Source organism: Myxococcus xanthus (assembly GCF_013116825.1).
GTDB classification, from domain to species: Bacteria; Myxococcota; Myxococcia; order Myxococcales; family Myxococcaceae; genus Myxococcus; species Myxococcus xanthus_B.
Genome location: NZ_JABFNS010000052.1, coordinates 40,018 through 54,931 on the forward strand (window position 1 = coordinate 40,018; position 14,914 = coordinate 54,931).

9 protein-coding genes are annotated in these 14,914 nt (G+C 71.0%); 6 read left to right on the top strand and 3 right to left on the bottom strand.

Annotated features, from left to right (window positions below; all coding sequences use genetic code 11):
- Positions 1-194: 194 nt before the first annotated feature.
- The 3 genes from HNV26_RS17245 to HNV26_RS17255 form a co-directional block, all read right to left on the bottom strand.
- Complete coding sequence (locus HNV26_RS17245) at positions 195-1,253, bottom strand: alpha-ketoacid dehydrogenase subunit beta (RefSeq protein ID WP_171439545.1); 1,059 nt, start codon at positions 1,251-1,253, stop codon at positions 195-197.
- Between the two features lie 3 nt (positions 1,254-1,256).
- Entirely contained in the window at positions 1,257-2,267 is a 1,011-nt protein-coding gene (locus tag HNV26_RS17250; protein WP_171439544.1) for a thiamine pyrophosphate-dependent dehydrogenase E1 component subunit alpha, read from the bottom strand.
- A 125-nt stretch (positions 2,268-2,392) separates the two neighbouring features.
- A complete protein-coding gene (locus HNV26_RS17255) occupies positions 2,393-3,508 on the bottom strand; it encodes a M50 family metallopeptidase (RefSeq protein WP_253816705.1) in 1,116 nt (371 codons plus the stop codon).
- 262 nt (positions 3,509-3,770) lie between these two features.
- Here HNV26_RS17255 and HNV26_RS17260 point away from each other — a divergent pair, with 262 nt between their 5' ends.
- The 6 genes from HNV26_RS17260 to HNV26_RS17285 all read left to right on the top strand — a co-directional run.
- Positions 3,771-5,546 (top strand): PP2C family protein-serine/threonine phosphatase, encoded by a 1,776-nt coding sequence (locus HNV26_RS17260; protein WP_171445246.1) that lies wholly within the window; start codon positions 3,771-3,773, stop codon positions 5,544-5,546.
- Between the two features lie 23 nt (positions 5,547-5,569).
- Entirely contained in the window at positions 5,570-8,086 is a 2,517-nt protein-coding gene (locus tag HNV26_RS17265; RefSeq protein ID WP_171445245.1) for a tetratricopeptide repeat protein, read from the top strand.
- Positions 8,083-9,003: a PhnD/SsuA/transferrin family substrate-binding protein gene (locus HNV26_RS17270; protein WP_171445244.1), complete on the top strand. Its 921-nt coding sequence runs from the start codon at positions 8,083-8,085 to the stop codon at positions 9,001-9,003. The genes HNV26_RS17265 and HNV26_RS17270 overlap by 4 nt, the downstream gene beginning before the upstream one ends.
- 22 nt (positions 9,004-9,025) lie before the next feature.
- Complete coding sequence (locus HNV26_RS17275; RefSeq protein ID WP_171445243.1) at positions 9,026-11,791, top strand: TonB-dependent receptor plug domain-containing protein; 2,766 nt, start codon at positions 9,026-9,028, stop codon at positions 11,789-11,791.
- A gap of 3 nt (positions 11,792-11,794) precedes the next feature.
- Positions 11,795-12,637 carry a hypothetical protein gene (locus tag HNV26_RS17280; RefSeq protein ID WP_171445242.1) on the top strand — a complete coding sequence of 281 codons (843 nt, stop codon included), beginning with the start codon at positions 11,795-11,797 and terminating at the stop codon, positions 12,635-12,637.
- An 11-nt stretch (positions 12,638-12,648) separates the two neighbouring features.
- Positions 12,649-14,914, top strand: a 2,266-nt coding sequence (locus tag HNV26_RS17285) for a serine/threonine-protein kinase (protein WP_171452832.1), incomplete at its 3' end; no start/stop codon positions are given.

The window sequence follows — 14,914 nt, forward strand, 5'->3', positions numbered from 1 at the left end:
CCCGGCGGGCGCGGCGGATACGGAAGGCCGGCGCATCAGCGCCAGCGACGGGAGTGGCTGTCCGGAAGATTGGCTGTGACAAAGCCCTTGGAGTCTAACGAATGGGCCGCCATCCCTCCAAAGAGGAATGGCGGCCCGGGGTGCTTCGCTCGTGAGACAAGGGGCTCACGGGCAGGGGATTGTGGGTGCCGCGCTTACGGCTGCTCGCCCGCGAGCGACCGGATGGCGGTGGTGATGTCACCCAGTTGCGGCACCGACGCCATCTCCAGCGCGTCCGCCAGGCCGATGCCCGGCAGGAACTTGCCGGCCAGCAGCCGCGGCGGGGCCAGCAGCGAGTAGAACAGCTCCTCCACCGTGCGGCGCACCAGGTGCTCTCCGAAGTTCGTCACCTCGGTGTCCTCGTTGACGAAGAGGACGCGGCCCGTCTTCTGGACGGAGGCCTTGATGAGCTCCCAGTCGTACGGCCACAGCGAGCGCAGGTCGATGACCTCCGCGCTGATGCCGTCCGCGGCCAGCGTCTCCGCGGCCTTCGTGCACAGGGGCAGGGTGCGGCCGTAGCTCACGACGGTGAGCTGCGTGCCCTCGCGCACGATCTTGCCCTTGCCGAAGGGCACCGCGTACGCCTCCAGACCCGCGGGCCACTGCGGCTTCCACTGGGAGCGGTCTCCCAGCGGCGCGTCGATGAGCTTCGACAGCGCGCGGTCGTCCTCCGGCTCGCCCGGAATCCGCTCCTCGCCCTTCACGCGCAGGAGCGCCTTGGGCTCCAGGAACATGACGGGGTTCTTCTCCTGGCACGCGGTGATGAGCAGCCCGTACGCGTCCAGCGGAGTGGAGGGCATGACCACCTTCCACCCGGCGATGTGGGTCATCGTCGCGTCGAACGAGTGCGAGTGGTAGATGGACCCGCGGATGCCGCTGCCCACCGGCGTGCGCACCACCATGGGCAGGTTCCAGTCACCGAAGGTGGACCAGCAGGTGTTGCCCGCCAGCTTCAGCAGGTCGATGGTGTTGTAGACGTAGTCGCAGAACTGGATCTCCGCCACCGGCCGTCCGCCGGCCATGGCGATGCCCATGGCCGCGCCGATGATGCCGCGCTCGTCCAGGGGCGAGTTCCACGTCGTCTTCAGGCCCTGCGTGCAGGTGAAGACGCCGCCCAGGGGGGCGCCCACGTCCTCGCCGAAGATGTCGGTGACGCCCAGGTGCTCCTCGGCGTAGTGCAGGGCCATGCGGATGGCCTGTGCCATGTTCGCCATGGGTTACTTGTCCTCCGCGTAGATGTGCTTCCAGATGGATTCGGGGTCGGGCTGTGGCTCGTCGCGCACCTGTCGGGCGGCGGCGGCCATCTCCTCGGTGTAGCGGTTGCGCAGCGCGTCCATCTGCTCTCGCGTCAGGACGCCGTCCTTCTCCAGCTTCGCTTCGAACTCCGTGAGGCAGTCGACCTCGTTGCCCACGTAGTTGGCTCCGGAGGCGGACGAGTGGCCGTAGAGGCGCGACACGTTGGCCTCCAGGAGGAAGGGCTTGCGCTCCGTGCGCACGTAGGTCATGGCCTCGCGCAGCTCGGTGTAGGCCTCCACGGCGTCGTTGCCGTTGATGGTCTTGCTGCGGATGCCAAAGGCCTTGCCGCGGTCGCTGATGCGCTGCTCGCCGTGCTGGCCCTCCGCCGCCGTGGAGATGCCCCACTTGTTGTTGGTGACGATGATGAGGATGGGCAGCGGGTTGACGGGGCGGCTGCTCCACACCAGGCACGAGGCGAAATCGCCCTCGGCCGTGCCGGCGTCACCACCGGTGACGATGGTGATGCCGTCACCACCGTGGCGCTTCTGCACCATGGCCGTGCCCGGGGCGATGGCGTACTGGACCTCGATGGGCGAGGACACCGGCGCCACGTTGTACTTCCGGGCGGAGTAGTGGCCCGCGAAGTTGCGGCCGCCCGAATACGGGTCCGTGGCCGTGTTCTTCATCTGCCGCAGGGAGCCGATGGGCTCCTCACCCAGCGCGAGCAGGGTGCCGGATTGCCGATAGTGCGCATGCAGATAGTCGAAGTCGGGGCCCTGGCCCTTCTTCATGAGCAGGCCCAGGGAGACGTTGAACGCCTCCTCGCCGGGGCCGCCAATCCAGAAGTATCCGTGGCCCTGCTTGTACATCTGGATGAGGCGCTCCTCGAGGACGCGCGTCTTCACCATGAGGTCATGGATGCGGACCAGCAGCTCCCGCTCGAGCGGCGCGGACGCTTCTGAGGATTCTTTGATGAGTCGGGGACGAGACACGCGCGACCTTCCTCTGGCTGGAGGGGACGCCCCTATAACCCGGATACGTGCTTCCCGCTCAAGGCAGTTGATGGGGGGCCGGTCGGGACGTCAGGCGGAGAGCACCTTCTGGCGCGGCGCGGCAATCAGCGGGGCTCATCCGTGACAGGAGTCCGCCCGTGCCGCAGCGCGGTAATTCGCTCGGTGAGTGTGGCCTCGCGGGCCGCCCCGGCGTGCTCGGAGATGAGGGCCAGGGTGTCCTCGGACAGCTGCCGGGCGTGCGAGCTGTCCAGCAGCGAGGCCAGCTCCTGGAGCCGCCCGGTGTGCAGCAGCGCCAGCACCAGGGCATGGCCGGTGCGCGGCAGGGGTGCCTGCGTGAAGGCGGATTGGAGCGAGCCCACGGCCAGCTCCGGCAGCCCGTTGTCCAGGAGCATCTCGCCCACCAGGGCCGGGTCGTGAGGGCCCTCCAGGTCATCATCCGCATCCGCGTCGGCCGCGCCCGTGGGGCGGGGCGCTCCGCGCAGCTCGTCCATCAACTGTTCGATGGAAATGGCGTCCGCCGGTGCCGCCTGGGGCTTGCGGACCGCGCGGGGGAGGACGAACCGCCGTTCGGCGGGGCGCTGCTTCGGCGTGCGGCGGAGCTGCTCGAGGTTCATCACCCCCAGCACCATCGCCAGCATCCCCATCCACAGCTGCTTCGACCCGATGGCCAGCCCCAGCACCACCACCGCCGTGGCGATGCCCACGCCGAGCACCGCCCGTTCGTGGCGGTAGCCGCTGCGGGCGCGCACCAGGTCCGCCAGCAGATGTCCACCGTCCAGCGGCTGCATGGGCAGCAGGTTGAAGAGCCCCCAGCCGATGTTGACCCACAGGAACTGCCGCACGCCCTGGTCCGCCAGTCCGCCCGGCTCACCCAGGGGGACGAGCTGTGACAGGCCCCAGATGAGCCCTCCCGCCAGGAAGCCGATGCCCGGCCCGGCGAAGCTCACGAAGGCTGACTGCGTGTGAGTGAGGTGCGCGGCGTCGTGGGTCTGGGTGGTGCCGCCCATGCCATGCAGCTCGATTCGAGCGCGACAGCCGTAGCGGCGGAAGGCCAGCGCATGCCCCAGTTCATGGAGCAGCACCGACACGAAGACGATGCCCACCCACAACGCGAGCCTCGAGGGCTCGGAGATGAGCGTCCAGCCCGTCATCAATGCGACGACGAAGAAGAGCGGATGGAGCCGGACGGGAAAGCCGGCCACGTGGAAGTGGGGCCGCATGGACATCCGACTGTAACGGGCACCCCCGCACCGCGCCCGGCGAAGGGGAGGAGGCGCGGCGGACCCCGGGTGAATGACGCGGGGCTCCAAGCAGGCCATGACATTGGCATGACATGGCTTCAGTGACATGCCAGCCGTGGCGTCTTCCCCGGCGCGGCGTGGATGTGGGGACAGGGCCTCGCGAAGCACGAGAAGTGAGATAGAGTCTCGAAACACCCCTGTTTCCCCGCGCGCCCCCGCGCGTCCCCACCCCGGCCCGCCCTTGTCCAGTACGAATACGCGACTGAAGTCCGCGCCCGCGTCCGACGAGTTCCCGGATGACGCCGCGCTCCCGCCGTCCGAGCGGACAGGCACCCAGGAAGCCACCGGCGCGCGGGAGTCCACCGCCACGCGCCTGACGGGCCCCTTGGGGCTGGCGGAGGGGGGCACCCGCACCCTCATCGCGCCACTGGAGGCGGGCGAGCTGCCCAACGTGGCCCAGATCAAGGGCCTCCGGCTGGACCAGATTCTCCTGCTCACCACCGGTGTCCTGGTGGTGCTCATCGTGGGCTTGCTGGCGGCGCTGTCGGTGGCCTCCACCAAGTCCCAGTTCGAGGAGACGGCGCTCGTCTCCAAGGAGCGCATCCAGGAGCAGGCGCGCGAGCTGGGCCAGACGGTGGGGCAGACCATCGCGCTCACCTCCGCCACCAACCTGCGCGACAACAACTACGCCTTCCTCGAAGAGGTGGCGGGCTCCATCGTCAAGACGAACCCCAACATCCTCCGGGTGCAGATTTTCGACCCGGACGGAGTCCGGATGGCGGACAGCGAAGGCGCCAGCGAGGACAAAGAGGACGTCGCGCCGGTCCGCCGCGCCGAGCGCCGGCTGGTGAGCGCCTTCTACCGGGGGCAGCCCATCTCCGAAATCCAGGAGCCCATCGACTACGGCTCCAGCAGCGGCAAGGGGCTGGTCGTCATCAGCTACTCGCTGGGCGGGCTGCAGAAGCAGCTGGCGTCGCTGGAGCAGGACAAGCGCGCCACGGTGCGCGCCACCACGCTGCGCATGCTGGGGCTGGGGCTGGGCTTCGTGGTGCTCGCGGGCGTGCTGGTGGCCTACCAGAGCCGGCGCATCACCCGGCCGCTGGGCATGCTGACCGGCAAGGTGATGCAGCTGGCCGCCGGCAACCTGAGCGCGCGAGCGGGAACGGCGCAGGGCGCGGGCCGCGAGGTGGTGACGCTGGGCGTGGTGTTCAACCACATGGCCGAGCGCATCAAGGTGTTGCTGGAGGACGTGCGGGCCAAGGCGCAGCTGGAGCGCGAGGTGTCGCTCGCGCGCACCGTGCAGGAGACGCTGCTGCCGGGGCGCGAGGGCGTGCAGGTGGGGCCGCTGCGCATCGCCGGCCTGGTCGTCACCGCGGACGCGTGCGGCGGCGACTGGTGGTTCCGGGCCGCATTGGATGACCGGCGCATCGTCATTGGCATTGGCGACGTGACGGGCCACGGCCTGTCCACGTCGCTGGTGGCCACCAGCGCCACCAGCGGCTTCGCCTCGGCGATGACGCTGCGCGAGCCGTCGCAGGTCAACGCGCAGATGCTCATCACCGCCCTCAACGTGACGCTGGCCAACGTGGGCCGGGGTGAGCACCAGATGTCCAGCGCGCTGGCCGTCATCGACGTGTCCAATGGCTACATCGACTACGCGGCGGGCGCGCACCCCAGTCCGCTGGTGTTCAACAAGCGCAGCGGTCAGATTGCATCGCTGCCCGCGCGCGGCCCGCTGCTGGGGGCCTCCGTCGAGTCCGAGTTCACCTCGCGCCAGGCACAGCTGCGGCCCGGGGACGTGGTGGTCTGGTACACGGACGGCCTCACCGAGGCGCGCGACAACGCGGGCAAGCTCTACGGCACCCAGCGTCTGGCCGCCGCGGTCCAGGCGCACGCCCACCTGTCCGCGGAGGCGCTGCGTGACGCGGTGCTGGCGGACGCTCGCGCCTTCAGCGCCGGCCAGCCGCAGCGGGACGACATCACCGTCGTCGTGGCCGAGTTCAGCCCCGCCGCCTGACTTCCTTCTGGGACTCCTCACGCATGCGACGCTCCCCACGACATCCTCGGTCGCGCCGTCTCACGCCGGCGCTCGCGCTGCTGACCTCCCTGTGCGGCCCGCCCGCGCTGGCCCAGTACCGCCCGCCCCCCATGTCCGAATCCCAGCGGCTGGTGCGGGACGGCGAGGCGGCGCAGGTGGCCGCCAGCGCCGCCAGCGCCTCGGGCGACAAGAAGGAGGCCGAGGAGAAGTACCGCAAGGCCCTGGCCCTCTTCGACCAGGCGCTGGCCGCCGAGCCTGGCTCGGTGGCCGCCGCCGCCGGCCTGGGGGCCAGCGCCAACGCGCTCAATGACTGGCAGCGCACCGTGGACCGGGTACAGCCGGTGCTGACGGCGAACCCCGCGGAGCTGGCCCTGGCCTATCCGGTGAGCGTGGCGTACTTCAAGCTGCGCCGCTTCCCGGAGGCCGTGCCGCTGATGGAGCGGGTGGCCTCGGCCGACAAGGCCGAACACCTCATCGTTCATTACTACCTGGCCAGCTACTACCTCTACGTCCAGCAGGGAGACGCGGCGGCCGCGCGGCTGAAGCGCTACCTGGCGCTGCGTCCGCAGGCCCTGGCGCCCAACGACTTCCAGATTCACGAGCTGCTGGGCCGCGCGCACGTGCTGCGCCGGGATGCCGCGGCGGCGCGCGCGTCCTTCCAGCAGGCGCAGGCGGGCAGGCCAGAGTCGGCCTCGGTGCAGTTGGGCCTGGCGCAGGTGCTGGAGCTGGAGGGCAGGGCGGTGGAGGCGCGCACGCTGCTGGAGGGCGTCACCACGCGCTTCCCGCAGGCGGGTGATGCGCGCGAGAAGCTGGCCCGCCTGTACCTGGGCGCGGGGGACGTCGCGAAGGCGGACGCGCAGGCCCAGGCGGTGGTGAAGCTGGGCAGCTCACCCGCGGCGCACCTGCTGCTGGGGGACGTGCGCTTCGCCCAGAAGAACGCGGCCGCCGCGGAGGCGGAGTACCGCAAGGTGCTTCAGCTCCAGCCGGGCCTGGTGCTGGGGCAGATGGCGGTGGGCAAGGCGCTCCAGGCACAGGGCCGGCACGAGGAGGCCATCCAGTTCCTGGAGGGCGCGGTGCGCGCGGGCGCCAACAGCCTGGAGCTGTGGGCCAACCTGGGCTCGGTGAACCGGCGCGCGGGCCGCTTCCAGCGCGCGGTGGAGGTGCACCGGCGCGTGGTGGAGATGGCGCCGCGTCAGGCCCTGGGCTACGTGCTGCTGGGCGCGGACCACTTCGCCACCGGCCAGTGGGACCAGGCCATCGAGGACTACGCCAACGCGCTGCAGGTGGAGCCGGACCACGCCGGGGCGAAGCAGTGGCTGGCCCGGGCCCTGGCGCACCGGGCGCGGGACAGGGCGGGAACGGGACGGCTGGAGGACGCCGTCCGGGACTTGCGCCGCGCGTACGACCTGGACCGGGGCGCACCCATGGCGCGCCGGCTGGGCGCCGCGCTGCTGGAGACGCGCGCCTACGCGGACGCGCGCAAGGTGATGGAGCAGGGCGTGACGCTGCCCGGCGCAGCGTGGCGTGACAGCCTGCTGCTGGGGTACGCGCGGCTGGCCACGAACGACGCCCAGGCGGCGCTGGAGGCCTTCAACCGCGCGGCCACCCAGACGGAGGAGCCCGACGAACAGGCGGAGGCCTCCGTCGGCGCCGCGCTGGCCGAGGTGGAGCTGGGGCAGGTGGACGCGGCGGTGCAGCGCCTCACCGCGGTGGGCCCGTCGCGCGCCGCGGCGCAGGTGGCGGGCGCCAACCTTCCGCGCGTGCTGGTGCGCCGGGCGCTGGTGCGCCTGGAGGCCGGAGACGCCGAAGCCGCCGAGCGGGATTTGGACCTGGTGGACAAGCTGGGCACGGGCAACCGCAAGGAGCTGGTGCGGCTGGCCCAGTTCGTCCGCGGCCTGGCGCGCGCGGAGTCGGGACGCCACGCGGAGGCGAGCGCGGCCATCACCAAGGCCCTGGCGTCCACGCAGCCCTGGGCCTGGCCCAACACGCGCGCGCTGGCCACCGCCTTCGTGCTCTACAAGAAGGGGCAGGTGCCCGCCGCGCGCAAGCAGCTGACCGCGGCGGCGAAGAAGCCGATGCCTGGACAGCCCAGGTGGCTCACGGCGATGACGGGCGCGCTCCACCGGCGCGAGGCATCCCAGGCGTACAATGCCGGCAACATGAGGGTGGCGGAGAAGGCCTTCAAGGCCGCGCTCGCCGGCAACCCGGACGACACGCAGGTGCAGCACAACCTGGCCTGCGTCGACTGGCGCAAGGGCCGCACGACCGACGCCGTGGAGACGTGGCGCCGGCTGGAGTCGAGCGTGCCGGTGGCCGCGCTCAACCTGGGCATCGACGCGCAGGAGCGCCGCAAGGACGCGGGGGAGGCCGTGGAGGCCTGGCGCCGCTACCTGGCCGGCGGCAGCGGCCCGCGCATGGCGCAGGTGCGTGAGTGGAAGGAACGCCTGCAGAGTCTGCACGGCCTGACCGAGCCCGCCTCGGGCGCGCCCGCGGACGCCGCCGCGGAGGAGACCCCATGAAGACGTCACCTCGCATTCTCCTGGCTGGCCTCATGCTGGCCTGCACCCTGACGGCCAGCTCCGCGTTCGCGGCGCCGAAGAAGGCCACGCTGGGGGTCTTCCTCGCCACCACGCTCGCGGATGGCCAGGAGCGCTTCGAGTACGCGGAGGCCCTGGCCGCGCGGCTGACGGAGACCCTGGACACGCCCGTGGCCGCCAAGAGCTTCGGCCGCTACGAGGACTTCTCCCGCGCGGTGGCGGGCGGGATGGTGGACTTCGCGGTGGTGGACGCGTGGGCCGCGGTGCAACTGGGCGCGAAGGCGAAGCCGGTGGCCTGGGCCTCGCGCGCGGGTGACACGCAGCAGCGCTGGGCCATCGTCGCGTTGCAGCGCGGCGCGGTGAAGGACCTCGCCGGCAAGCGCCTGGCGCACGTGAAGGGCGCGGGCCCGGCGGACCCGAAGTTCGTCACCCACGTCGTGCTCGGTGGCGACCTGGACGCCCAGAAGCACTTCAAGCTGGCCCCCGTGCCGAACGTGGAGTCCGCGCTGAAGATGCTGGAGGCCAAGGGCGCGGAGGCGGCGCTCGTCCCGCTGGCGCACGTGCCGAAGGGCAAGGATGTGCGCGTGCTCTTCCGCAGTGGCCGGGTGCCGGGGGCCGTGCTGGTGGACCTGCGCAACCACGAGGCCGCGCTCACCGGCGCGCTGGGGAAGGTGGGCGCGGTGGCGCCCTTCGATGCCTTCGCGCGGCTCCAGGACAAGGACTTCGACGAGTTCAGCAAGCTCGTCACACGCGGCCCGCCGCGGCGTCAGCCCGTGCTGGCGGAAGGGGCGGAGCTTCACGTGGAGGCCGAGGTGCTGGTGCGCTCGGAGGAGCTGGGCCCCGCGCTTCCGTCCTTCGTTGGAGACCTCGCCGTCTCCGCGGAACAGCCGGACGACTGAGCCTTTCCCGAGTTTCTAGAGAATGAGAGCCAGCGACTTGGCCCGGCGTTGTCTCTGGGGTAGCTTGAAAATGATGGCGTTGGTGTCCAGCCGAGAAACCGCGTTCCCCCGGACGCAAGCGCTGGCGCCGAGCCCGTCTCCGGGTCGTACGTACAGGACCTCGGGTGTCCATGCTCCACCCTTGGATGTGAGAACGATGCACTCGACTCTGTTCGGTGAGCCGCGGCTGGGTGCGGCGAAGGCGGTTGCCGGTCGCCGCGCCCTGCGCGCCGGCCTGCCTCTTTCCATCATGCTGTGCGTGCTGTCCCTCGCCGTCCCTTCGAGCGCGGCGGCGCAGGCGGCCGCGGAGGCGGAGGCTCCCGCCAAGGTGAAGCGCCGGAAGCGGGTGGTGAAGCCCGCGGCCTCCGCGCGTCCCGCCGCGAAGACGGCGAAGAAGTCGAAGAAGCCCGTGAAGCCGCCCGTCGAGAACGCGGACGACCCGACGGCCGAGCCGGAGATTCCCGTCCTGGGGGGTGGGCCTGCCACGGATGAGCCGTCGCCCGCGAGCGCGCCGGCCCCCGTGCCCACGCCGCCGGCCGCCGCGCCCCTGACGCCGGCCATGCCCCTGACGGCCGAGCCCGCCTCACCGCAGGCGCTGCCGCCGGTCGGCGCGGACTTCAACCCGCCGGACGCGCCGACGCATCTTTCGCCGGCCACCGCGACGCTGCCCGCGCATCCGCCCGCGCCCGCGTCGAACATCCCCATCAGCGCGCCCTTCGCGGAGCCGACCCTGGATCGCCCCTTGCCGCCGCAGTCCGGGCTCGCGGGCCTGGGCGTGGACCCGCTGGACGGCGCCGACGCGCTGGAGGAGTCCGTCAACCGCGTGCTGAGCGAGGCGGTGGTGACCACCGCCGGCAAGCGCAACCAGCGCATCTCCGACGTGCCCCTCACGGTGTCCTGGATTCCGGCCGACGAGCTGGAAGGCACCGGCCAGTTCACGCTGTGCGAGGCCATCCAGTACTTCCCCGGCATGGAGTGCCGCCGGGGCTCCATGCGCAAGGCGGCGGTGAGCGCGCGCGGCCTGGGCTCCAACTACCTGTCCAACCGACTGCTGCTGCTCCAGGACGGCCGTCCGCTGACGGACCCGTGGACGGGCCAGTTCTACGCGGACGAGACCACGCCGCTCACGAACCTCAAGCAGGTGGAGGTCATCCGCGGCCCGGGGTCCTCGCTGTACGGCTCCAACGCCTTCAGCGGCGTCATCAACGTCATCCAGCGCCAGCCGTCGGACCTCATCGAGAAGGGCAAGAACGTGGGCGCCGAGGCCCGGGTGCTGGCGGGCCAGGACCAGACGTGGCGTCTGCATGGCACCGTGGCGGGCCGTGGCGGTCCGGTGGAGGCGCTGCTGGGCTACTACGGCTTCGGCTCGGACGGCCCGCAGCTCTTCAACGACCCGCGCGTGGGCCGGGTGGACACCAACCAGGACTCGCTGGTGCACCAGGTCAACGGCAAGGTGCGCATCGGGCCCCTGGCGCTGGACGCGGACTTCACGGACGCGGAGATTGGCCGCCCGGGTGGCACGCACATCTCCACCGTGGGCAACTGCGGTCGCTGCCACTACACGCCGAACGACTCCGAGTCGGTGCAGAACTTCAACGCGTCCGCGCAGGTGGACCAGCAAGTCACCGACAACCTGCGCCTCTTCGGCCAGGCGTACGGCTTCTTCAAGCGCCGCGACGTGCTGATGGAGAACGCCTTTGGCGGCGACCCCACCCGCGCGCTGGGCAAGCGGCGCCGGCTGGGCGGCGAGGCGCGCGCGCTGTGGACGGTGGGCGACCTCAACGTCACCTTCGGTGGTGACTTGAAGGCGGACGCCGTCAACGTGCCCAACGTCCTGCCCGAGCTGAGCATGGACGACACGCGGCAGACCATCCTGGGCGGCTTCGTGGACGCGGAGTACCGCCTCTTCAACCGGCTGGTGTTCGGCGCAGGTGCCCGTTACGACCGCTACCAGATTCCGGAGCGCGTCTGGCAGAACCGCACGGACCAGGTTTCGCCGCGCGCCAGCGTCGTGTTCCACGCGGTGCCGGAGTTGCTGACGCTGCGCACCAACTACGGCCGCGCCTTCCGTGCGCCCACGTTGGCGGAGCTGGCCATCAACCAGCAGATGTACGCGGCCACACTGGTGGGCAACTCCAACCTTCGCGCGGAGACGCTGGACACCATCGAGGCATCAGTGGATTTCTGGCCCTTCGATCGGAGGGTGCGCCTGACGGGTACGGGCTTCTACAATCTGGCGAAGAACTTCATCAACCAGCAGCTCGTCTTCGGCTCTGTGTCGCAGTTCCAGAACCTGGGCGACGCGCGGGTGGCGGGCTTCGAGCTGGAGGCGGCCGCGCAGATTCCGTCCATCAACTCGTCCTTCGACATCGCGTACCAGTTCCTCGACGCCAAGGCGCTGCCGTACGACGACGGCCCGCAGTCACCGTTGGACTACGCGCCGGCCCATCGCATCTACGCGCGTGGCCGGACCAACATCGGCAAGGTCGCCTTCGTGGAGCTGTACGCGCTGCTGGTGGGCTCACGTTATGACCCGGGCTTCGAGGTGGATGAGACGACGGGCCTGCCCACCACCCGTGTGCAGCTGCCCAGCTACGTCACGGCCAGCGCGCGGGTGGGCTTCAACGTCTACGACGGCATCTCCGTGTCGTTCCTTGGCTCCAACCTCTTCAACGCGAAGTACGAGGAGTCCCACGGTTTCCCAGCACCGCCCCAGTCGTTCTTCAGCGAAGTCAAGGTTCGATACTAGCCCTTGAGTACCGCCCCCCACCTGGAGGCCGGCGGCCTCCTGTTGATCGCAGATGAGACGCTTTCTCCGGCGCTGGTGGAGCAGGCGGCTCCCGTCCTCGCACAGGGCGGCATGGCGCTTTGCCAGGGGCCTGGGTCGCCTTCGGGGCCCCGGCGCCTAGTGCTCTTCGACGGGAAGCTGACGCCCGCGCACGCGGAGGCGCTGCGCGGCGAGCCGCCCGCGCTGCTGCTGGCGACACGGGCCTCCGACGGACGTCCCTCCGCGTGGGAGGTGCGCCTGTTGGGGGACCTGCTTCGCGGCGCGCCGCTGCTGCCCGCGGGGGCATCGCGTCACCGGCTTCAGTCGGTGGCGGACATCAACGCCACCGGTGAGGCCGCCGCGCAGGCCGTCACGCAGGCGCGGGGTTCACGCACGGCGGCGGCGCTGGTGGGCGACGTGGTGCACGAACTGGCGGCCAACGCGATGTGGGACGCGCCGGTGGATGCGCAGGGCCAGCACCGGTACGCGCACCGCCGCTCCGAGGTCCGCGAGGTGGCGCCGGAGGACGCGTGCGAGCTGTCCTTCGTGGTGGAAGAGGGCCGCATGTGGTTGGAAGTCGTGGACCGCTTCGGTGGTCTGCGTCCGGGGCCCTTCGCCCGGGCGCTAGGAGGGTGGGGCGGGCGCGTCCAGGTGGATGCGTCCGGAGGAGGGGCGGGGCTGGGACTGCGGCGCATCCTGGAGCACAGCGATGTGGTGGCCGTCCGTGTGGCCGCTGGCCGTGAGTCACGAGTCCTGTGCGTGGTGGACCTGGGGGAGGCCCGCCGCCGCGCCACACAACCCAAGTCGCTGCTGTTCTGTCTTCAATGAGGTCAGGGCCGGTGGATAGCCAGGTTTCCAACGCCATCATCAGCCGGCTCCGCGTGGGGACGATTACCCACGTCCGGATTTCCGGCGTCATCGACGAAACATTCCCACTGACGTCCGCCAGCCCGGAGATGAGCGGGCTGCTGGTGGTGGACCTGGGGCAGGTGGAGCGCATCAGCTCCTTCGGCGTGCGGCGGTGGATTGAGTTCGCCGCCAAGCTGCCCCAGGGGGCCCTGGGCCTCTACGTGGTCCACGCGCCGCCCGTCATCGTGGACCAGCTCAACATGGTGGAGGGCTTCGCCGGCGTCGCCCGCGTCCTCTCCGTGCTGGCGCCCTACACCTGCCGCGCCTGCAACGAGGACCGCCTGCGGCTGGTGAACCTGCTGGACGAGGCGCAGGTCATCTCCGAGGAGCGCGCGCCCGACCATTCCTGCCCCGTGTGTCAGGGGCCGCTGGAGTTCGCGGACCTGCCGGGCGAGTTCTTCGACTACGCGCGGCGGCAGCAATTCGGCCAGGTGGACCCGGTCGTCATGCGCTACCTGCGCGCCAGCATGCCGGCGGAGCAGCCGGAGCTGTCGCAGCACCTGAAGATCATCCAGGACGACATCACGTACATCACCCTGGCCAGCGCGCTGAAGGGGGACCTCAACGTGCGCCGGCTGGCGTCGGGCCTGGAGGGCCGCGTCGGGTTCGACTTCAGCCACGTCAGCAAGGTGGAGCCGGAGGCCCTGCCGAAGCTGGAGCAGGTGCTGGAGACGGCGGCGCAGGGCGGGCACGTGGTGTTGTGCCGGGTTCCGCCGCCCGCGCTGGCGGTGCTGGCGCGCTCGGCCAAGGTGTTGCCGGTGCGGCTGGCCACGCTGTGGCTGCCGTGTGACTGCCGCAACTGCGGGCAGGTGAGCCACCAGCGCCTCCAGGCCGCGGACTACCTGGCCAGGTTGCGGGCGCAGGCGTCCGGCGTGGAGGTGCCGTGCCCCATCTGCGGCGGCAACGCGCGCGTCCCCCACATGCCCCAGCTCCAGGGGCTGCTGGCGCGGGTGCAGCTGACGGACCGGCCGCTGGAGGACCTGGAGGCGCTGGAGACTCGCGCCCTCAGTCAGTACCTCTTCGGCGCCACGAACATCGACCCGGCGGCCCGCCAGGGCGCGTCCACGGACATCTCCAACTCGCTGGGCAGCACCAAGCTGACCATCATCCGGCGGCTGGGGCAGGGCGGCATGGCGGAGGTCTTCCTCGCCAAGCAGGTGGGCGTGAAGGGCTTCGAGAAGTTCCTGGTGATGAAGAAGATTCTCCCGCAGTTCGCGGAGAACCCCGAGTTCGTCGACATGCTCTTCGCGGAGGCCCGCGCCAACGCGCGGCTGACGCACCCGAACGTCGTGCAGACGTTCGACGTGGGCGTGTCCGACGGCGTCGCGTACATCCTCATGGAGTACGTGCGCGGGCCGGACCTGAAGAAGCTGGTCATCGAGCTGCGGCGCAAGGGCCTGGCGCTCCCGCTGGAGCATGCGCTGCGCATCGTCGCGGAGGTGGCCGCGGGCCTTCACTACGCCCATGCCTACGTGGACCCCGCGGGCACGCCGCACCCGGTGGTGCACCGGGACGTCAGCCCGCACAACGTCCTCATCTCGCTGGACGGCGCCATCAAGCTGAGTGACTTCGGCATCGCCAAGGTGGCGGGCGAGGAGCACACGCAGGCGGGCGTGCTGAAGGGGAAGATTTCGTACATCTCCCCGGAGGCTGCGTCCGGGCGCACGCTGGACGCGCGCAACGACGTGTTCGCGTTGGGCGTGGTGCTCTTCGAACTCCTCACCGGCACGCTCCCGTTTCGCCGGGACCACGACGCGGCGACGTTGCAAGCCATTGTCCGGGACCCCGCGCCAGTCCCTTCGCAGCTCAAGCCGAACATCCCGCAGGACGTCTCTGACCTCGTCCTCCGCGCGCTGGTGAAGGACCCGGCGCGCCGCACGCCGTCCGCCGCCGCGCTGCGCGAGGAAATCGAAGCGGTGATGGCGCATCACCGGCTCAACTCGTCGCCCGCGGCGGTGGCCCAGTTCTTCCGGGACACGCTGGGGGACCGGCTGGTGGAGTTCGCGCCGTCCGCCGTCGGCGGGACGGGAAGCCACCCGCGTCCGGTGCCTTCGGGCAGCGGCAGCGGCAACATCGGCAGTGGGGAGATGGCCGCGCCCACGGATGGACGGACACCCAGCCGGGGCAGTGTGCCCATGGCCGGAAGCCGTCCTGGGATGGGCGGCAGTGGCGGCATTCCCCGCCCGGGCCCACCGG

Excerpts from the sequence above, each read along its gene's own strand:
- HNV26_RS17245 (WP_171439545.1), bottom strand. The coding sequence starts at position 1,253 with ATGGCGAACATGGCACAGGCCATCCGCATGGCCCTGCACTACGCCGAG.
- HNV26_RS17255 (WP_253816705.1), bottom strand. The coding sequence starts at position 3,508 with ATGCGGCCCCACTTCCACGTGGCCGGCTTTCCCGTCCGGCTCCATCCG.
- HNV26_RS17265 (WP_171445245.1), top strand. The coding sequence starts at position 5,570 with ATGCGACGCTCCCCACGACATCCTCGGTCGCGCCGTCTCACGCCGGCG.
- HNV26_RS17270 (WP_171445244.1), top strand. The coding sequence starts at position 8,083 with ATGAAGACGTCACCTCGCATTCTCCTGGCTGGCCTCATGCTGGCCTGC.
- HNV26_RS17275 (WP_171445243.1), top strand. The coding sequence starts at position 9,026 with ATGAGAGCCAGCGACTTGGCCCGGCGTTGTCTCTGGGGTAGCTTGAAA.